The following is a 20,225-nucleotide window of genomic DNA, read 5'->3' as shown; positions in this document are numbered from 1 at the left end:
GGCTGCAAGCCTGTAGCTTCAAGCTTGCAGCTTAGAGCTGCTTATTGTGGGTTGGCGCGGGTGCTGGACAGCAGCGACTTGAGGCTGGCGGCCTTGGGTTTTACCAGCCAGAAGCGGCGCAGGTAGTCGTCCAGGTTCTCGGCCAGGTTGCGGCCCCACTCGCTGTCGGTCTCGGCCACGTACTCGTTCAGCACGCTCTGCAGATGGGTGCGGTAGGCCTCCATCGCTTCGCCGCTGATGCGCTGGATCTCGACCAGTTCGTGGTTGACCCGGTCAACGAAAGTGTTGTCCTGGTCCAGCACGTAGGCGAAGCCCCCGGTCATGCCCGAGCCGAAGTTGTAGCCGGTGCGACCCAGGACGCAGACGAAACCGCCGGTCATGTATTCGCAGCAGTGGTCGCCCGTGCCTTCAACCACGGTGTGGGCACCGGAGTTGCGCACCGCAAAACGCTCGCCGGCGGTGCCGGCGGCGAACAGCTTGCCACCGGTGGCGCCGTACAGGCAGGTGTTGCCGATGATCGCGCTTTCCTGGCTCTTGAACGGGCTGCCCTTGGGCGGCACGATTACCAGCTTGCCGGCGGTCATGCCCTTGCCCACGTAGTCGTTGGCGTCGCCTTCGAGGTACATGTTCAGGCCACCGGCGTTCCAGACGCCGAAGCTCTGCCCGGCCGTGCCCTTGAAGCGGAAGGTGATCGGCGCCTTGTTCATGCCTTGGTTGCCGTGCAGCTTGGCGATTTCACCAGAAATGCGCGCACCGATGGAGCGGTCGCAGTTGCAGATGTTCAGCGCGTATTCACCGCCGCTGAGCGACTCGATGGCCGGCTTGGCCATCTCGACCATTTTCTCGGCCAGCAGGCCCTTGTCGAACGGTGGGTTGCGGTCCACCAGGCTGAACTGTGGCTTGTCGGCCGGTACGTAATCGCTGCCCAGCAATGGCGTCATGTCCAGGTGCTGCTGGCGCTCGGTCTCGCCCGGCAGGATGTCGAGCAGGTCGGTGCGACCGATCAGCTCTTCCAGCGAACGCACGCCCAGGCGGGCCAGCCACTCGCGGGTTTCTTCAGCGATGTAGGTGAAGAAGTTGATCACCATGTCGACCGTGCCGATGTAGTGATCCTTGCGCAGCTTGTCGTTCTGGGTCGCCACGCCGGTGGCGCAGTTGTTCAGGTGGCAGATGCGCAGGTACTTGCAGCCCAGGGCGATCATCGGCGCAGTGCCGAAACCGAAGCTCTCGGCGCCCAGAATGGCCGCCTTGATCACGTCCAGGCCGGTTTTCAGGCCGCCGTCGGTCTGCACCTTGACCTTGCCGCGCAGGTCGTTGCCGCGCAGGGTCTGGTGAGTTTCGGCCAGGCCCAGCTCCCACGGGGAGCCGGCGTACTTGATCGAGGTCAGCGGGGAAGCCCCGGTGCCGCCGTCATAGCCGGAAATGGTGATCAGGTCGGCATAGGCCTTGGCCACGCCGGCCGCAATGGTGCCCACGCCGGCTTCGGCCACCAGCTTGACCGAGACCAGGGCGGCCGGGTTGACCTGCTTGAGGTCGAAAATCAGCTGCGACAAGTCTTCGATCGAGTAGATGTCGTGGTGCGGCGGGGGCGAGATCAGGGTCACGCCCGGCACCGCATAGCGCAGCTTGGCGATCAGGCCGTTGACCTTGCCGCCTGGCAACTGCCCGCCTTCACCGGGCTTGGCGCCCTGGGCGACCTTGATCTGCAGCACGTCGGCGTTGACCAGGTACTCGGGGGTCACGCCAAAGCGGCCGGTGGCGATCTGCTTGATCTTGGAGCTGCGGATGGTGCCGTAGCGCGCCGGGTCTTCGCCGCCTTCGCCGGAGTTGGAACGCGCCCCCAGGCGGTTCATGGCTTCGGCCAGGGCTTCATGGGCCTCGGGCGACAAGGCGCCCAGCGAGATGCCGGCCGAGTCGAAGCGCTTGAGGATGGCCTCCAGCGGCTCGATTTCGTCCAGGCTCAGCGGTTGCTCCAGGGTCTTGACCTTGAGCAGATCGCGCAGCATCGACACCGGGCGCTTGTCGACCAGGGCCGTGTATTCCTTGAATTTCTCGTAGTTGCCCTGCTGCACTGCGGCCTGCAGGGTGTTGACCACGTCCGGGTTGTAGGCGTGGTACTCGCCGCCGTAGACGAACTTGAGCAGGCCGCCCTGCTGGATCGGCTTGCGCGCGCTCCAGGCTTCGGTGGCCAGCAGCTTCTGGTCGGACTCCAGGTCGATGAAGCGTGCGCCTTTCAGGCGGCTCGGCACACCGCGGAAGCTGAGGTTGCAGACTTCCTCGGACAGGCCGATGGCTTCGAACAATTGCGCGCCACGGTACGAGGCGACAGTCGAGATGCCCATCTTCGACAGGATCTTGAGCAGGCCCTTGGTGATGCCCTTGCGGTAGTTCTTGAACACCTCGTAGAGGTCGCCCAGCACTTCACCGGTCCGGATCAGGTCGCCCAGCACTTCGTAGGCCAGGAACGGGTAGATCGCCGAGGCACCGAAGCCCAGCAGCACCGCATAGTGGTGCGGGTCGCGGGCGGTGGCGGTCTCGACCAGGATGTTGCTGTCACAGCGCAGGCCCTGCTCGGTCAGGCGGTGGTGCACGGCACCGGTGGCCAGCGAAGCGTGGACCGGCAGCTTGCCCGGGGCGATGTGACGGTCGGTCAGTACCAGCAGGGTGCGGCCGGCGCGGACGGCTTCTTCGGCCTGGTCGGCGATGTTGCGCACCGCCGCTTCCAGCCCCAGGCTCTCGTCATAGTTCAGGTCGATGATCTGGCGCTCGAAGCCCGGGCGGTCCAGGTTCATCAGCGAGCGCCACTTGGCCGGGGAAATGACCGGCGAGCTGAGGATCACCCGCGAGGCGTGCTCGGGCGATTCCTGGAAGATGTTGCGCTCGGCGCCCAGGCAGATTTCCAGGGACATGACGATGGCTTCGCGCAGCGGGTCGATCGGCGGGTTGGTAACCTGCGCAAACTGCTGGCGGAAGTAATCGTAAGGCGAGCGCACACGACGTGACAGCACGGCCATCGGCGTGTCGTCACCCATCGAGCCGACCGCTTCCTGGCCCTGCTCGCCCAGCGGGCGCAGCACCTGGTCACGCTCTTCGAAGGTGACCTGGTACATCTTCATGTACTGCTTGAGCTGGTCCTGGTTGTAGAAGGCCGAACCGTGGTCGTTGTCTTCCATGGTCGCCTGGATGCGCAGGGCGTTCTTGCGCAGCCATTGCTTGTACGGGTGGCGCGATTTCAGGCGGTTGTCGATGGCGTCGGTGTCCAGCACCTGGCCGGTCTCGGTGTCGACGGCGAAAATCTGGCCAGGCCCTACGCGGCCCTTGGCGATCACGTCTTCAGGGGTGTAGTCCCACACGCCGATTTCCGACGCCAGGGTGATGTAGCCGTTCTTGGTCATGACCCAGCGCGCCGGGCGCAGGCCGTTGCGGTCGAGCAGGCAGACCGCGTGGCGACCTTCGGTCATCACCACCCCGGCCGGGCCGTCCCACGGTTCCATGTGCATGGAGTTGTATTCGTAGAAGGCACGCAGGTCCGAGTCCATGGTGTCGACGTTCTGCCACGCGGGCGGAATGATCATGCGCACGCCACGGAACAGGTCGATGCCGCCGGTGACCATCAGTTCGAGCATGTTGTCCATGCTCGAGGAGTCGGAGCCGACGCGGTTGACCAGCGGGCCGAGTTCTTCCAGGTCCATCAGGTCGTTGGCGAACTTGGTGCGCCGCGCCTGGGCCCAGTTGCGGTTGCCGGTGATGGTGTTGATCTCGCCGTTATGCGCCAGCAGGCGGAACGGCTGGGCCAGTGGCCACTTGGGCATGGTGTTGGTCGAGAAACGCTGGTGGAACACGCAGATCGCGGTCTGCAGGCGCTCGTCGCCCAGGTCCGGATAGAAGGCTGCCAGGTCGGCAGGCATCATCAGGCCCTTATAAATGATGGTCTTGTGCGAGAAGCTGCAGATGTAGTGCTCGGTGTCCTGGGCATTGGCCACCGACGAACGGCGACGGGCGCTGAACAGCTTGACTGCGAATTCCTGGTCGCTGAGGCCTTCGCCACCGATGAACACCTGCTCGATGCGTGGCAGGCGCTCCAGGGCCAGGCGGCCCAGCACGCTGGTGTCGATTGGCACCGGGCGCCAGCCGACCAGTTGCAGGCCTTCGGCGAGGATCTCGCGATTCATGTGCTCGCGGGCGATCTCGGCCTTTTCGCCATCCTGGTTGAAGAACACCATGCCCACGGCGTACTGGCGTGGCAGGTCGACGCCGAACTGCTCGGTGGCCACGGCACGCAGGAACAGGTCGGGCTTCTGGATCAGCAGGCCGCAGCCGTCACCGGTCTTGCCGTCGGCATTGATGCCGCCACGGTGGGTCATGCAGGTCAGGGCTTGCATGGCCGTCTGCAACAGGTGATGACTGGCCTCGCCCTGCATATGGGCGATCAGGCCGAAACCACAGTTAGCCTTGTATTCATCCGGATGGTACAGACCTGCTTTCATAGACACTTTCTCACCAGGCTGCCTGGGTTAGAGGCAAATTCTTGATCAACCAACCACCTTTCACGCCGAACGCACGCCGGCTTTGGAGAGGCAAAACGGAGGCCATTGTACACAGCGACTTAAGTGCTCACAAATTTAATGACTATTAAGTGAAATAGCATGTCGCATTTATGAAGGTTTTAAAGCGAGCTTGTGTGCTAGTCAAACATATTCTGCTGTTTGACCGCAGGGCAGAGGCCAGGAAGGCGTCAGGAAGGGAGCAAAGGGGTACAGACACCGAAAGGCGCGCCACAGGAAGTGGTGCGCCTTGCGCGGGAGAAACAGGGTTGCCGGAGCGGCGTCAGCGGCCCGCACAGGGCCGCTGCGCGACAGACTCAGCGACTGGCGCCCAGCTCTTGCTGGATGCTGGCCACGGTGCGAGGCCAAGGTTTACCAGCCTGGACCTTGGCTGGCAAGTTTTTGATGGCTTCCTGAGCGGCCGTACGGTCGGAGAAGTTACCGTAGGTCACCACGTACAGCGGCTTGCCCTGCAGGGTTTTCTTGAAATAACGGTACTCACCGCCCTGTTCGGCAATGTAGGCCTGGGCCGTGGCTTCGGAGCTGGTGCCCAGGATCTGCACGACATAGCGACCTGGCGCCTGGCTGCCGTACCAGGTCCCACCGGTGGCGGGCTTGGCAGCGGCGACCGGTTTTTCGACCGGCTTGGCAGGTGCTGCCGGTGCAGGCGCAGGGGCCGGCTTGGCCGTGGCGACCTGGGTCTGCGGCGCGGGTGCAGGCGTCGGCGCAGGCTTGGCTGCCGCGACCGGTGCCTGGGGTGCAGGTGCGGGCGTCGGACGAGCCGGCTGGGCCGGGGCGGGCGCCGGGGTAGCCGATGCTGGCGGCTGGATCGAGGAGCGTGGCACCTGTGCCACTGGCTGGCTGGCCGAAGTGCCGGCGGTCACGGTTGGCGGATTGGCTGGCGAAGTGGACGGCACGCTGTCCTCGTCACCCTCTCCGGCGCCGGCCGCCTCGGCCAGCGGACCACGCATCACCGGCTGGGAATTGCCATTCATGGGCAGCGGCATGGGCTGGGAATTGCCGGCGAACTCGATGGCCGGGCCACCGTTATTGGACTGCTGGGTAGCCGGCGTGCCCTGCCCCAGCGGCAACTGGGCCTGGGCCGTGGCCGGCTCCTGGCCGGGCGTCGGCGTCTTGCTGCCACCGGGGATGAGGACCGCAGCCGCTACCGCCGCGATCACTACGGCCCCAAGGGCAAGTATGTGTTTTTTCGGCATGTTGAACCCTGCACTAGGGCGCTTGACCGCGGAGCGACTCGCGATCATCGCCTCGATCATTGAATCACGGGCCACCTGGTTGATGATCCCAGGCCAGCCATCGGACTGTTCATGAATATCGGCGATCTGTGCGGCGCTCAGCAGGGCAATGCCCTGCCCCGCACCGTCCAGGCGTTGTGCCAGGTATTCACGGGTTTCATCTTCGTTGTAGGGCTGCAATTCGATGACGTGATAGCGCTCGCCTTCGGCACCGACAGGCAACTGGCCGCAGACCTGATCGAGACGATCGAGCAACGAGGCCTCACCGAACAGAAATACATGGGGATGACCTTCCGGCACGCCCACAGACAACCCCAGCAGGGCTTCGAGCGCAGAATTGTCCAGTTGTTCCGCATCGTCGACCAGAACATAGACTTCCTGACCGGTGAGGGCCAGCTGCACCACCTGGTTGAGGATCGTCTGCAGGTCGACACGCATAAGGCCAAGCGCCTGGGCCATCTGCTGCAGTACGCCTGCGGCATCGCCGGCACCGCGGGCCGAAATCACCACGCTTTGCACCGACTGCTTGTTGGTGCTGGCGACCAGCGCCTGGCGCAACAAGGTCTTGCCACTGCCCTGAGGCCCGGTCACTGCCAGCAGCAGCTGGCTGTAGCGGGCCAGATGATGAAGCTGCCCCAGCACCGGCTTGCGCTGGGCCGGAAAGAACTTGAAGCCTGGCACCCGTGCGGCAAAGGGGTCATGGCTCAACTGGTAGTGGCCGAGAAAGGCCTCGTCGGCGTGCAAACTGTTCATCGGCTTTCCATTAACCTCTAAGCTGATCCACCAGGGCGCTGTAGTCCGCAACCAGGGTGGCCTGTAGTACTTCACGTGGATAGTCGTCGGTGATCACAGCTTCGCCCAATTGACGCAACAGCACCAGACGCAGGCGGCCATCGATCACTTTCTTGTCGACCGCCATGTGCGCCATGAACTGTGCTTCGGTCATTTGCGCCGGCGGCACCACCGGCAAGCCGGCACGCAGCAGCAGGCGAATACCGCGATCGCGGGCCTGGGCGGTGATCCAGCCCAGGCGTGCAGACATGTCCAGGGCCATGACCATGCCGGCCGATACGGCCTCGCCATGCAGCCAGACGCCATAGCCCATTTCGGTTTCGATGGCATGCCCGAAGGTGTGGCCCAGGTTGAGCGTGGCGCGAATGCCCGACTCACGCTCATCGGCGCCCACCACACGCGCCTTGGCGGCGCAGGAGCGTTCGATGGCGGCTGTCAGGGCGGTCTGGTCCAGATCACGCAGGGCTTCGATGTGCTCTTCCAGCCAGGTCAGGAACGGCTCGTCGCAGATCAGGCCGTACTTGATCACCTCGGCCAGGCCCGCCGACAGCTCGCGCGCCGGCAGCGTGGCCAGCGAGCAAGTATCGATCAAAACCACCGAGGGCTGGTAGAAGGCCCCAATCATGTTTTTGCCCAGCGGATGATTGATGCCGGTCTTGCCGCCGACCGAGGAGTCGACCTGTGACAGCAGGGTCGTCGGGATCTGGATGAAGTTCACCCCGCGCTGGTAACAGGCGGCCGCAAAACCGGCCATGTCGCCGATCACGCCACCGCCCAGGGCGATCACCGTGGTGCGCCGGTCATGCCGGGCGCCGAGCAGGCCATCGAAAATCAGCTGCAGGGTTTCGAAATTCTTGAACGCCTCGCCGTCGGGCAGCACGATCGGCAGCACGGTGTAGCCGGCCAGGGTCCGGGTCAGGCGTTCGAGGTAAAGCGGAGCGACCGTCGTATTGGTCACGATCGCCACCTGGCGCCCGACGATGTGCGGCGTCAGCAGTTCAGGCCGGTCCAGCAGGCCCTCGCCAATGTGAATCGGATAACTACGCTCGCCAAGCTCGACCTTAAGTGTCTGCATGTGTCCCCACATTGATTACCGTTTGGACAGTGTGCGTGCACCGGGCACAGCCCACACTGCCACTGTTTCGCAGGTTGCCGAGGATAGCGCATTTTGCGCGCTGCTTTAACGGGGAGGAAGCTCCGCCAGACGGGCCAGGATCTCCAGCACCACCATTCGTGGTGGCCGTTCATCGGTTTCGATGATCACATCGGCAATTTCCCGGTACAGCGGGTCACGCAACGTCAGCAGGTCGGACAGCACCTTGGCCGGGTTGGCGGTGCGCAGCAACGGGCGATTGCGATCGCGTGCCGTGCGGCTGACCTGCTGCTCGACCGAAGCATGCAGATATACCACACGTCCGCCGTCATGCAGCGCCTTGCGGTTTTCGTCGCGCATGACCGCACCGCCGCCCGTTGCCAGCACCAGGCCGTCGGACGTGCACAGTTCGGCGATCACCGCCTGCTCGCGATCACGAAAGCCGGGCTCGCCTTCCCGGTCGAAAATCCACGGGATATTGGCACCGGTGCGCTGCTCGATTTCCTTGTCGGAATCCTTGAAAGGAAGCCGTAGTTCTTTGGCCAGCAAACGTCCGATAGTGCTCTTACCCGCGCCCATCGGCCCCACAAGTATTAGATTTCGCACAGAATCAACGACTCACAGCAATCGCCTGGTTGTTCATGATGCGCGGTGTGAGGAAGACCAGCAGTTCGGACTTGGCCTCGGACACCACGTCACGCCGAAAAAGGCGGCCAACATACGGTACATCGCCAAGAAATGGCACTTTTTCTACAACTTTACTTTGTGTATTGGAAAACACGCCGCCAATAACAATAGTCTCGCCATCGGAAATCAGCACCTTGGCGTTGACCTCGTTTTTCTTGATCGGCGGGATGCCGGCGATGGCATTGAGGTAGTCGGGCTCATCTTTGGTGACCTTGACCTCCATGATGATGCGGTTGTCCGGGGTGATCTGCGGAGTCACCTCAAGCGACAGCGATGCCTCCTTGAAACTGACGCTGGTGGCACCGCTGGAGCTGGCTTCCTGGTAGGGAATCTCGGTGCCTTTGAGAATCTTCGCGGTCTCCTTGTCGGACGTCACCACCTTGGGCTGGGACACGATCTCGCCGTTGCCGGTTTTCTCCATGGCGCTGAGCTCAAGGTCGATCAGGGCGTTGTTGGTGACAAAGCCCAGACCGATACCGGAGGTCGCATCGGCTGCACCCAGGTCGACGAACGGTATGTTGCGGGTCAGGTCGGTGCCGGTGTTGCCCGCCTCGTCGCCGTTGTCATCCAGGCCATAGGTGGTCCACTTGCCACTGCCGCTGGTGCGACTGCCGCCCCAGCGCACGCCCAGCGATTTGTCGTAGTCGACGTTGGCCTCGACGATACGCGCCTCGATCATCACCTGGCGCACCGGGATGTCCAGTTGCGAAACGATGCGTCGCAGCTCGTCCAGGCGGTCCTGGGTCTGGTAGGCAATGATGTTGTTGGTGCGCTCGTCGACGGTGATCGAGCCGCGTTCTTCGGTCTGGGCTTCGGCGCTGGTCACCGACTGGAACAGCTTGGCGATGTCGGCCGCCTTGGCGTAGTTGACCTGCAGCAGCTCGCGCCGCAGGGGTGCCAGTTCGGCAATCTGCTTTTGCGACTCCATCTCCTGGCGCTCGCGGGCGGCGATTTCATCGGCGGGCGCGACCAGCAGCACGTTGCCGATCTTGCGCTGGGCCAGGCCCTTGGTCTTGAGCACCAGGTCCAGCGCCTGGTCCCAGGGCACGTTCTGCAGGCGCAAGGTAATGCCGCCTTGCACCGTGTCACTGGCGACCAGGTTGAGGTTGGTGAAGTCGGCGATCAGTTGCAGCACCGAACGCACATCGATGTCCTGGAAGTTGAGCGAGAGCTTTTCGCCGGTGTACACCGGCTTGTCGGCGGCGCGGCGTTCCAGGTCGGTGTTGGTCAGGGGCCGTACGCTGATGGTCAGGCGGTTTTCGGTCTGGTAGGCCGAGTAATCGTAGGCGCCCGACGCCTCGATACTGATGCTGGCCTTGTCGCCGGAGGTGGTGGCGTTGACGAACTGCACAGGCGTCGCGAAATCCTTGACGTCCAGGCGCACGCGCAGCGGCTCGGGCAACTGGGTCTTGGCGAACTCGACGCGAATCTTGCCGCCCTGCTCCTGGATGTCAGGGGCAATGCTGGCGTTGCTCAGGTCGATGAGAATGTTGCCCTCGCCCAGCTCGCCACGCTGGAAATCGATATTGCGCACCGCCTTGACCCCGGGCGGTATGGCCACGCGCGGGGTGGCAGCCGGTGCAGGCACCGGGGTGGCGACGCGTGGTGCGGCGGCGGCTGCCGGTACAGGCGTCGCGACGCGTGGCGCGCCTTGTGCGGTGGTCGGCTGCGAGGCCTGGACCGCGCCCGCGCCTTGCCCGATCACCACGAACAGGTTGTTGCCTTCGACCCGCGAGCTGTAGGGCGCCAGCGTGGTCAGGTTGACGATCACCCGCGTGCGGTCCTGGGCCTGGACCACCACCAGGCTGCGGGCGTTGCCCGAACCCAGGTCACGGCTGCGGCTGGCCAGCTGGCTGTTCACCCCCGGCAGGTCAAGGGCAATGCGCGCCGGCTGCTCGGTGGTGTAGCCACGCGGCGCAGGCACCGGCGCGTCGAACGCCAGCTTCAACTCGATACGATCACCGGGCAGGGTCGCGACATCCAGGGTCTTGAGATTGGCTGCCTGGAGAATCGGCGAGACCATCGCCATCCATAGCGATACGCTGATGATCGAAACAATCCGGGTCATGTTCAATTTCCGTTGTGCGGTGCTTTGCATGCTTGGCCTTGCCCACTTCATGAGCGTTCATTGAGGGAGATCGTACGCGGCCTTTCCAGCCAGCCTCCCTCACCATCCGGAACTATTTCAATGACATCGACCTGCAGGTCGCCGACCGACACGACCCGCCCGTGGTTGCGCCCCAGGTAATCGCCTGTCTTGACGCGATACACCCCCCCGGCCCCACGCAAGAGCGCAAATGTACCCGAATCGTTGCCCAGCGTACCGACCATCTCGAATGACTCGATATTGAAGCCTTCCAGGAACTGCCTGACACGGGTTTCGTCAGGCCGGACCTGCCGCGAGCCCTTCTGACGGTTGAGCGGGTCGATCCTGACCGGCGGCTGGAACGGGCTGCGCATCCCGGCGGCATTGTAGGTAAACGCCTCGTAGGGCCTGAACCTGGGCAGGGGCTCGATGGTGCCGGTCGGCCGCGCGCGGGCCTGCTCGACAAACGTGTTCAGGTCGCTGAAATCGTCACTGCCACCGCAACCGGCCAGCCCCAGCAGCACCAGGCTGATGCTCATCAGACGCGCCGCGCTCATTTCTTCAACCCTTCATCGTTGTAGCGGTAAGTCTTGGCCAGAATGCTCATGCGCAGCTTTGCCGGGCTCTTGTCGACCGGCTTGATCTCGAAGTTGTGCAGCGTGACGATGCGCGGCAGGCTGGCCACGCCACTGACGAACGTGGCCAGGTCGTGATAACTGCCCTGCACCGTGATCTGTATCGGCAGCTCGATGTAGAACTGCTGTGCGGCTTCAGGCAACAGCTTGATCTCTTCGAACTCAAGGCCGCTGCCCAGCCCGGTGCGGGTAATGTCTTCAAGCAGGCCCGGCACTTCGGTGTCGCTGGGCAACTGCCGCAACAGGGCACCGAAGGTGTCTTCCATCTCGGCCATCTGCTTCTTGTATGGCTCCAGGTTGGCCGCCTGGAAGGCCTTGTTGGTGTATTGCTCCTTGAGCTGCGTTTCACTGGCGCGGGCGCCGTCGAGCCGGGTTTCCAGGTCCTGCACATGAAAGAAGTAGCCGAAGGCCAGCACTATAACCATCAACAGGACGCAGGCCACGGCCTTGACGGCGGCCGGCCATGAGCCCAGGTTGTTCATGTCCAGATCGCCCAGGTCGACCTTGCGCAGGCTGTCCAGCCATTGTGGCGCATTCATGGGCGGACTCCCTCTGCGGCGGGCTGGGTCTGGCGCACGGTCAACTGGAAGGCATTGGCCTGGTCGGGCGCAGCGCTGGCCTTGACCTCGTTGAGCACCGGCCCTTCCAGCCAGTCGGATGCCTCAAGGTTGCGCATCAGGTCCGAGACCCGGTTGTTGGACTCGGCAATGCCGTTGATGGCGATCACATTGTCGAGCATCTTGATATCGGTGAAGTAGACGCCGTCTGGCAACGTGCGCACCAGCTGGTCGAACACCCGGCCAATGATGGGCCGGTTGCCTTGCAGGTCCTGAATGATCTTCATGCGTTCGAGCAACTGCTTGCGGCGCGCCTTCAATTCGCTGATTTCCTTGATGCGCGCATCGAGCTGCACCAGTTCGCCCTGCAGGAAGGTATTGCGTGCCGTTTGTCGGGTGATGGCCTGGCTCAGGGCCTGGTCGATCAGCAGGACAATGCCCACGGCCACGACCAGTACGCCGACCAGTGCGGTCAGGAAGCGCTTCTTGCGCTCCTCGCGCTGCTGCTCGCGCCAGGGAAGAAGGTTGATCCGCGCCATCAGTCGAAACTCCTCAGCGCCAGCCCACAGGCAAGCATCAGTGCCGGGGCATCGCTGGCCAGGGCGCCGGCGTTGACCTTGGCGCTGAGCGCCATGTCGGCGAAGGGGTTGGCCACCAGGGTCGGCATGCCGAGGCGTTTCTGGATCAAGTGCTCAAGCCCTGCAATCGAGGCCGAACCACCGGCCAGCATGATGTAGTCCACCGCGTTGTACTGGCCGGCGGCGAAGAAGAACTGCAGCGAGCGTGACACCTGCTGCACCAGGGCATCCTTGAAGGGGTCGAGGACTTCGCTGATGTAATCGTCGGGCAGGCCGCCCTGCTTCTTGGCCAGGCCCGCCTCGCCCACCGACAGCCCGTAGCGCCGCTGGATTTCCTCGGTCAGCTGTTTGCCGCCGAACAGTTGCTCGCGGGTATAGATGATGCGCCCCTGGTGCAGCACCGAAAGCGTGGTCATGGTCGCGCCGATGTCGACCACCGCGACGGTGAGCATTTCATGGCCCTTGCCCAGTTGCGCCGACAGCAGGCCGAACGAGCGCTCCAGCGCGTACGCCTCGACATCGACCACGCGGGCCGTCAGCCCGGCCAGGGCCAGGGCGGCCTCGCGGACCTCGACGTTTTCCTTGCGGCACGCGGCCAGCAGCACATCGACCCGCTCGGGGTTGCGCGCCGAATAGCCCTGCACCTCGAAATCGATGGCCACTTCCTCGAGCGGGTAGGGAATGTACTGGTCGGCCTCCAGCTTGAGCTGGTTCTCCATGTCGTCATCCGACAGGCCGGCGTCCATCTCGATGATCTTGGTGATCACCGCCGAACCCGCCACCGCCACGGCTGCGCTCTTGACCGACGTGCGGGCCTTGACCAGCACCCGCGTCAGGGCCTGGCCGACGCCTTCGAGCTCGGCAATGTTCTTTTCGACCACGGCATTGGCAGGCAGCGGCTCGACCGCATAGGACTCGACCTTGTAGCGGTTTCCGGAACGACTCAATTCGAGGAGTTTTACCGACGTGGAGCTAATATCGATCCCTAGAAGGGCGTTGGCCTTCTTACTGAAGAGTTCGAACACAACCTGTTCCCTATGCCTTTGCGTCACTAACGAAGTGTTTTGCGGCCAGCAGCGCTGTCGACCGCCTTGACAGTAGCGCAAATCCCGCCCGGACACGAAAAATGCTTATAATGCCCGGCGCTTTTTTAAACACCAAAGGCTTACACCTGTATTCAATTGTTGAAGCCGGCGCCTGACGGGGCCCTCACCCATTCTTTTTCTGGAAATCCAAAAGCCTTGATACGCCTGCTGAAGTTTTTCTGGTGGTCCATTGTCGCGGTAATCTGCGCCCTCGTGCTGGGCCTGAGCGGCGCCTTCCTCTACCTGAGCCCCAACCTGCCCTCGGTAGAAGCGCTGCGCAGCATCCAGTTGCAGATCCCGCTGCGGGTCTACAGCAGCGACGGCAAGCTGATCGCCGAATTCGGTGAAATGCGCCGTACCCCGGTGCGCTTTGCCGACATTCCCACTGACTTCATCAACGCCCTGCTGGCCGCCGAGGACGACAACTTCGCCAACCATTACGGCGTCGACCCCACCGGCCTGATGCGCGCCGCCAGCGAACTGGTCAAGAGCGGGCATATCCAGTCCGGCGGCAGCACCATCACCATGCAGGTCGCGAAAAACTTCTTCCTGACCAGCGAGCGCAGCTTCTCGCGCAAGACCACCGAAATCCTCCTGGCCCTGCAGATCGAACGGCAATTGACCAAGGACGAGATCCTGGAGCTGTACGTCAACAAGATCTACCTGGGCAACCGCGCCTACGGTATCGAGGCCGCCGCGCAAGTCTACTATGGCAAGTCGATCCGTGACGTCAGCCTTGCACAGATGGCCACCATCGCCGGCCTGCCCAAGGCGCCGTCGCGCTTCAACCCGCTGGCCAACCCGGTGCGCGCCAAAGAGCGCCGCGACTGGATTCTGGGACGCATGTACCACCTGGGCAAGATCAACCAGGCCGCCTACCAGGCCGCGATTGTCGAGCCGATGAACGCCAGCTATCACGTCCAGAGCCCGGAAGTGTACGCGCCGTATATTGCAGAAATGGCCCGTGCCGAGATGGTCGGCCGCTATGGCAGCGAGGCCTACACCGAAGGCTTCCGGGTGACCACGACCGTGCCCAGCGACCTGCAGGAACACGCCAACAACGCCGTGCGCCAGGGCCTGATCGACTACGACCAGCGCCATGGCTACCGCGGGCCGGAAAGCCGCTTCCCGGGTGTAACCCGCGCCGCCTGGATCCAGGAGCTGGGCAAACAGCGCCCGATCAACGGCCTGGAGCCGGCCATCGTGACCCAGGTCGACAAGACCGGCCTGCGCGTGCTGACCCGCAACGGCGAAAAGGAAGAAACCGTCGAGTGGGCGACCATGAAGTGGGCCCGGCCCTACCAGAACACCAACAGCATGGGGGCCTCGCCGCGCCAGCCGGGTGATGTAGCCCACGTCGGCGACCTGATCCGGGTGCTGCGCAACGACGACGGCAGCCTGAAATTCACCCAGGTGCCTGCCGCGCAGAGTGCGCTGGTCTCGCTTGATCCGCGCAACGGGGCCATCCGCGCCCTGGTCGGCGGTTTCTCGTTCGAGCAGAGCAACTACAACCGCGCCATGCAGGCCAAGCGTCAGCCGGGATCGAGCTTCAAGCCGTTCCTGTACAGCGCCGCGCTGGACAACGGCTATACCGCCTCCAGCCTGGTCAACGACGCCCCGATCGTGTTCGTCGACGAATACGTCGACAAGGTCTGGCGTCCGAAGAACGACAACGGCACCTTCCTGGGTCCGATCCGCCTGCGCGAAGCGCTGTACAAGTCGCGCAACCTGGTGTCGATCCGCCTGATGCAGCAACTGGGCATCGACACCTCCATCGACTACATCACCCGCTTCGGCTTCGCCAAGCAGGACCTGCCGCGCAACCTGTCGCTGGCCCTGGGCACCGCGACCCTGACGCCGATGGAGATCGCCACCGGCTGGGGCACCTTCGCCAATGCCGGCTACAAGATCACCCCGTACCTGATCCAGAGCATCGAGAACCGCGACAGCCAGGTGCTGTTTGCCGCCAACCCGCCGACCGTGCCGGCCAACGAAGTCCAGGCCGCGCCGAACACGGCCACCTTTGCCGTGCACGACACCCCGGCGCTGAGCCCGGTCAGCGCAGGCGCAGGCGGCGAACCGCAGGCACCGGCAGTGGCCGAGCGCATTGTCGACAGCCGCACCACCTACATCCTCAACAGCATGCTGCAGGACGTCATCAAGCGCGGCACTGCCCGCCGCGCCCTGTCGATGAAGCGCCCGGACATCGCCGGCAAGACCGGGACCACCAACGAGTCCAAGGACGCCTGGTTCTCCGGCTACAACGCCGACTACGTGACCACGGTGTGGAGTGGCTTTGACCAACCGGAAAGCCTGGGTCGCCATGAGTTCGGTGGCACGGTGTCGTTGCCGATCTGGATGGACTACATGAGCGCTGCGCTCAAGGACAAGCCACCGCACCAGCAAGCCGAACCGCCGGGCATCCTCAGCCTGCGGGTCGACCCGATCAGCGGCCGCGCCGCCACCCCGAGCACGCCCAACGCGTTCTTCGAGCTGTTCAAGAGCGAAGACACGCCGCCGAGCGTCAATGAACTGGGCGGCAGCGTACCGGGCAGCCCGTTGCCAGCCGATGAATCGGCACCGATCGACCTGTTCTGACCAGGATTCGCGACCGTTGGTCGCGCCTACTGCACCATGATTTACCCCATAAAAAACCCCGGCCAATTGGCCGGGGTTTTTTATGGGGTCTTGCCGCGGCGTTTAACCGTTGAAGACTTCATCAACGCTGGTGAGCGGGTAGTGCTTCGGATACGGCAGGGTCGCCACGCCGCTCTCGATGGCCGCCTTGGCCACCGCTTCCGAGATGACGCCCAGCAGGCGGGTGTCCAGGGGTTTCGGAATGATGTACTCGCGGCCGTACTTCAGCTCGATACCGCCATAGGCGTCGCAGACTTCCTGAGGCACAGGCAGCTTGGCCAGTTCGCTCAGGGCGTTGGCGGCGGCAATTTTCATCTCTTCGTTGATGCGCTTGGCACGTACGTCCAGGGCACCACGGAAAATGAACGGGAAGCCCAGGACGTTGTTGACCTGGTTCGGGTAGTCCGAACGGCCGGTGGCCATGATCACGTCGTTGCGCGTGGCGTGAGCCAGTTCAGGGGCGATTTCCGGGTCCGGGTTCGAGCAGGCGAACACGATCGGGTCCTTGGCCATCAGCTTGAGGTTTTCGGCGCTCAGCAGGTTCGGGCCGGACAGGCCGACGAACACATCGGCACCTTCCAGCGCGTCGCTCAGGGTGCGCTTTTCAGTGGCGTGGGCGAACACGGCCTTGTACTGGTTCAGGTCGGTACGGCCGGAATGGACAACGCCGGTGCGGTCGATCATGAAAATGTTTTCGATCTTCGCGCCCATGCTCACCAGCAGCTTCATGCACGAGATGGCGGCAGCGCCGGCACCCAGGCAGACGATTTTTGCGGTGTAGAGGCTTTTGCCGACGATTTCCAGGGCGTTGATCATGCCGGCGGCGGTCACGATGGCGGTGCCGTGCTGGTCATCGTGGAACACCGGGATGTCGCACTGCTCGATCAGGGCCTTTTCGATCTCGAAGCACTCGGGTGCCTTGATGTCTTCCAGGTTGATGCCACCGAAGGTGATGGAGATGCGCTTGACGGTGTCGATGAAGGCCTGCGGGCTTTCGGAGTCGACTTCGATATCGAACACGTCGATGCCGGCGAAACGCTTGAACAGAACCCCTTTACCTTCCATGACCGGCTTGGAGGCCAGAGGACCCAGGTCGCCCAGACCCAGGATGGCGGTACCGTCGGAAATGACTGCTACCAGATTGCCCTTGCCGGTGTACTTGTAGGCCAGTTCAGGATCGCGGGCAATTTCACGCACCGGTTCAGCAACACCCGGGCTATAGGCCAGGGACAGGTCACGGGCAGTGGCAGTCGGCTTGGTGAGCTCGACACTCAGCTTCCCTGGACGAGGATTGGCATGGTATTCGAGCGCAGCGGTTTTCAGATCGGACATTTTATAGGATTCCGCTTTTTTCTATGGACAGACGGACCGCCGAGGATACGCAAGATGCAGAATCCTAACAAGACTGGGTAGTCACAGCTGTCAAGGGGGCGGATGGTTGGATTGCAATTACGGGATACTTAATGTCGCACCCGTGCAAAAGGCAGACACAATAGCCTGCTTGCGTGAGGCCTGGCGCAGGAGAGCGTAGCGCAGAAACGAAAAAGGCGCCCACGAGGGACGCCTTTTTCCAGCAGCCTGGGGATGCCCGAAAGGGCAGCCCGCAGCAACCTGTCTTACTTGGTTTTCGGCGCGCCGAAAGCACCAAAGCGGGACTTGAAGCGGTCAACACGACCACCGATGTCCAGAGTCTTCTGCTTGCCCGTGTAGAACGGGTGGCATTCGTTGCACACGTCCAGGCTCAGAGGCTTGGTCAGAGTGGAACGGGTCTTGATGACGTTACCGCAGCTGCAGGTGGCGTCGATTGGCTCGTAAACTGGATGGATATCGGCTTTCATGGGAACTTCCTCAGGCTTGCGAGCCGCCACCCGACACTATTGTCGGATACCGCACGCGAAATAGGCGGCGGATGTTACCAGACAATTGCCATTACGCAAATGCACCCGCATGCCGGTCGTCTGCCCGGACAAGGGGTCTGCTAAGATCGCCGCTCGTTATCCTGCTCGCCTTACAGGGAAAGCCACCGCGTGTCTGATGTCATTTTGCGCCTTGCGCTGCCCTCGCCACTGCGTCGCCTGTTCGACTACCGCGTCCCGGCCGGCGTGCCGCGCCATGCACTGCAACCCGGCATGCGCCTGAGGGTGCCGTTCGGACGCCGGGAAATGATCGGCATCCTGATCGAAGTCTGCGACCACAGCGAGGTGCCGGCCGACAAACTGCGACCGGCCATTGCCCTGCTCGACAGCCATACGCCCCTGCCGCCTGCGCTGTTCAAGCTGTGCCTGTGGACGGCCCAGTATTATCAGCACAGTCTGGGTGACACCTTGAGCTGGGCCTTGCCGGTGCTGTTGCGCCAGGGCGAGCTGGCCGAGCCGCGTCAGGAGCGCTTCTGGCAGGTGACGCCCGGCGCCAGCCTGCAAGACCCGCGCATCGCCCGCGCGCCCAAGCAGCGCGAGGCGCTGGCCACCCTGGCCCAGCACCCGCACGGGGTGGCCCACCAGGTGCTGAGCAAGCTGATGCTCAACAAGGACAGCCTCAACCTGCTGCTGGCCAAGGAGCTGGTGCAGGTCGAAGTGCGCAGCCAGGCGCCGGGCGCCCGCCACGAGCACTGGCTGGCCCAGCCCGAGCTGCCACTCAACAGCGAGCAACGCGCCGCCTGCGAGGCGATCCAGGCGGGCCTGGGCAGCTTTCATGCCTTTCTGCTGGCCGGGGTGACCGGCAGTGGCAAGACCGAGGTCTACCTGCAACTGATTCGCCAGGTGCTCGAAGCCGGCAAGCAGGCGCTGGTGCTGATCCCGGAAATCAACCTGGGCCCACAGACCCTGGCGCGCTTCGAGCAGCGCTTCAATGCCCGTATCGCCCTGCTGCACTCGGCGGTCAACGACCGCGAACGCCTCGACCACTGGCTGGCGGCCCGCGACGGCGATGCCGACATCATCATCGGCACGCGCTCGGCGCTGTTCACGCCGATGAAAAACCCTGGCCTGATCATCATCGACGAAGAACATGACGGCTCCTATAAACAGCAGGAAGGCTTGCGCTACCACGCCCGCGACCTGGCCATCGTGCGCGCCCGCCAGGAAAACGTGCCGATCGTGCTGGGCTCGGCCACGCCCTCGCTGGAAAGCCTGCACAACGCCTACACCGGCCGCTACGGCCTGCTGCGCCTGACCCAGCGCGCCGGCGGTGCCCAGCAACCGCGCTTTCTGCGCCTGGACGTCAAGAGTCGGCCACTGGACAGCGGTATTTCCGGGCCGATGCAACAGGCCATCGCCCAGACCCTGGCCGCCGGCCAGCAGGTGCTGGTATTTCTCAACCGTCGCGGCTTTGCCCCGACCCTGTTGTGCCATGACTGCGGCTGGATGTCGGGCTGCGTGCGCTGCGATGCGCGCATGACCGTGCACCAGCGCTCGGGCGAACTGCGCTGCCATCACTGCGGGCATGTCGAGCGCGTGCCGCGTCAGTGCCCGTCGTGCGGGCAGGTTGACCTGCGTCCGGTCGGCGCGGGCACCGAGCGCGCCGAAGAGCGCCTGGGGATTCTGTTTCCGGACTTTCCGGTGCTGCGCGTCGACCGGGACAGCACCTCGCGCAAGGACGCCATGAATCAGTTGTTCGCCACCATCCAGCGCGGCCAGCCGTGCATTCTGGTCGGCACCCAGATGCTGGCCAAGGGTCACCACTTTCCACGGGTGACCCTGGTGTCGATCCTGGATGCCGATGGCGGGCTGTTTTCCGGCGACTTTCGCGCCAGCGAGCGCATGGCCCAGTTGATCGTGCAGGTCGCCGGCCGTGCCGGACGCGCCGAAGAACCCGGGCGGGTGATCATCCAGACCCACCTGGCCGACCATCCGTTGCTGATCCAGTTGACCGAACAGGGCTACTTCGCCTTTGCCGAACAAGCCCTGAGCGAGCGCCGGGCGGCGGGCCTGCCACCCTTTGCGCACTTGGCGCTGCTGCGGGCCGAAGCGCACAAGCCGGGCCAGGCCGAGCAGTTTCTGGACGAGGCCTGCGCCGAGGCGGACATCCTCCTGGAGCAACTCGGCCAGGGCGGCATCGAACTTCTGGGCCCGGTCCCGGCTCCCATGGAACGGCGCGCCGGCCGCTACCGGGCGCAACTGCTGCTGCAGGCCAGCGCCCGGGCACCGTTGCACCGCCTGCTGAGCGCCTGGCTGCTGGTCATCGAGCAACTGCCCAGCGGCCGTCAGGTGCGCTGGTCGCTGGATGTCGACCCGGTCGACCTGTATTGACGCGATACCGACACCCATGGCCGTCAAG

At 63.7% G+C, this 20,225-nt stretch carries 13 protein-coding genes; 2 read left to right on the top strand and 11 right to left on the bottom strand.

Annotated features, from left to right (window positions below; translation table 11 throughout):
• Positions 1-41: 41 nt before the first annotated feature.
• The 9 genes from gltB to ASF84_RS23795 all read right to left on the bottom strand — a co-directional run bounded on the left by gltB (position 42) and on the right by ASF84_RS23795 (position 13,253).
• Entirely contained in the window at positions 42-4,487 is a 4,446-nt protein-coding gene (gene gltB / locus ASF84_RS23835) for a glutamate synthase large subunit (RefSeq protein WP_056841332.1), read from the bottom strand.
• A gap of 374 nt (positions 4,488-4,861) precedes the next feature.
• The gene (locus ASF84_RS23830) at positions 4,862-6,553 is read right to left on the bottom strand and encodes an AAA family ATPase (RefSeq protein ID WP_056841331.1); all 1,692 of its coding nucleotides are present in this window, start codon (positions 6,551-6,553) and stop codon (positions 4,862-4,864) included.
• Positions 6,554-6,563: 10 nt separating this feature from the next.
• Positions 6,564-7,667, bottom strand: a complete 1,104-nt coding sequence (aroB, locus tag ASF84_RS23825) for a 3-dehydroquinate synthase (RefSeq protein ID WP_056841330.1) — start codon at positions 7,665-7,667, stop codon at positions 6,564-6,566.
• A gap of 105 nt (positions 7,668-7,772) precedes the next feature.
• Entirely contained in the window at positions 7,773-8,291 is a 519-nt protein-coding gene (gene aroK, locus ASF84_RS23820; RefSeq protein WP_056841329.1) for a shikimate kinase AroK, read from the bottom strand.
• 4 nt (positions 8,292-8,295) lie between these two features.
• Positions 8,296-10,440 carry a type IV pilus secretin PilQ gene (pilQ, locus tag ASF84_RS23815; RefSeq protein ID WP_056841328.1) on the bottom strand — a complete coding sequence of 715 codons (2,145 nt, stop codon included), beginning with the start codon at positions 10,438-10,440 and terminating at the stop codon, positions 8,296-8,298.
• 47 nt (positions 10,441-10,487) lie between these two features.
• The gene (locus ASF84_RS23810; protein WP_056841327.1) at positions 10,488-11,015 is read right to left on the bottom strand and encodes a pilus assembly protein PilP; all 528 of its coding nucleotides are present in this window, start codon (positions 11,013-11,015) and stop codon (positions 10,488-10,490) included.
• Complete coding sequence (pilO, locus tag ASF84_RS23805; protein ID WP_056841326.1) at positions 11,012-11,632, bottom strand: type 4a pilus biogenesis protein PilO; 621 nt, start codon at positions 11,630-11,632, stop codon at positions 11,012-11,014. The genes ASF84_RS23810 and pilO overlap by 4 nt, the downstream gene beginning before the upstream one ends.
• The gene (locus ASF84_RS23800) at positions 11,629-12,189 is read right to left on the bottom strand and encodes a PilN domain-containing protein (protein WP_056841325.1); all 561 of its coding nucleotides are present in this window, start codon (positions 12,187-12,189) and stop codon (positions 11,629-11,631) included. The genes pilO and ASF84_RS23800 overlap by 4 nt, the downstream gene beginning before the upstream one ends.
• Positions 12,189-13,253: a pilus assembly protein PilM gene (locus tag ASF84_RS23795; RefSeq protein WP_056841324.1), complete on the bottom strand. Its 1,065-nt coding sequence runs from the start codon at positions 13,251-13,253 to the stop codon at positions 12,189-12,191. Before ASF84_RS23795 ends, ASF84_RS23800 begins: the two co-directional genes overlap by 1 nt.
• 216 nt (positions 13,254-13,469) lie before the next feature.
• Between ASF84_RS23795 and ASF84_RS23790 the strand changes: the two genes are divergently transcribed.
• On the top strand, positions 13,470-15,911 hold the full coding sequence (locus tag ASF84_RS23790; protein ID WP_056841323.1) for a penicillin-binding protein 1A: 2,442 nt from the start codon (positions 13,470-13,472) through the stop codon (positions 15,909-15,911).
• Between the two features lie 102 nt (positions 15,912-16,013).
• Here the strand turns inward: ASF84_RS23790 and ASF84_RS23785 are convergent, their stop codons facing one another.
• Positions 16,014-17,282 carry a malic enzyme-like NAD(P)-binding protein gene (locus ASF84_RS23785; protein ID WP_056841322.1) on the bottom strand — a complete coding sequence of 423 codons (1,269 nt, stop codon included), beginning with the start codon at positions 17,280-17,282 and terminating at the stop codon, positions 16,014-16,016.
• Between the two features lie 284 nt (positions 17,283-17,566).
• Positions 17,567-17,788, bottom strand: coding sequence for a 50S ribosomal protein L31 (rpmE, locus tag ASF84_RS23780; RefSeq protein ID WP_056841321.1), 222 nt, complete (start codon positions 17,786-17,788; stop codon positions 17,567-17,569).
• Between the two features lie 189 nt (positions 17,789-17,977).
• Here rpmE and ASF84_RS23775 point away from each other — a divergent pair, with 189 nt between their 5' ends.
• On the top strand, positions 17,978-20,197 hold the full coding sequence (locus ASF84_RS23775; protein WP_056841320.1) for a primosomal protein N': 2,220 nt from the start codon (positions 17,978-17,980) through the stop codon (positions 20,195-20,197).
• Positions 20,198-20,225: the final 28 nt, after the last annotated feature.

This window comes from Pseudomonas sp. Leaf127, assembly GCF_001423155.1.
Classification (GTDB): Bacteria; Pseudomonadota; Gammaproteobacteria; order Pseudomonadales; family Pseudomonadaceae; genus Aquipseudomonas; species Aquipseudomonas ovata.
This window is presented reverse-complemented; position numbering and strand designations above follow the sequence as displayed.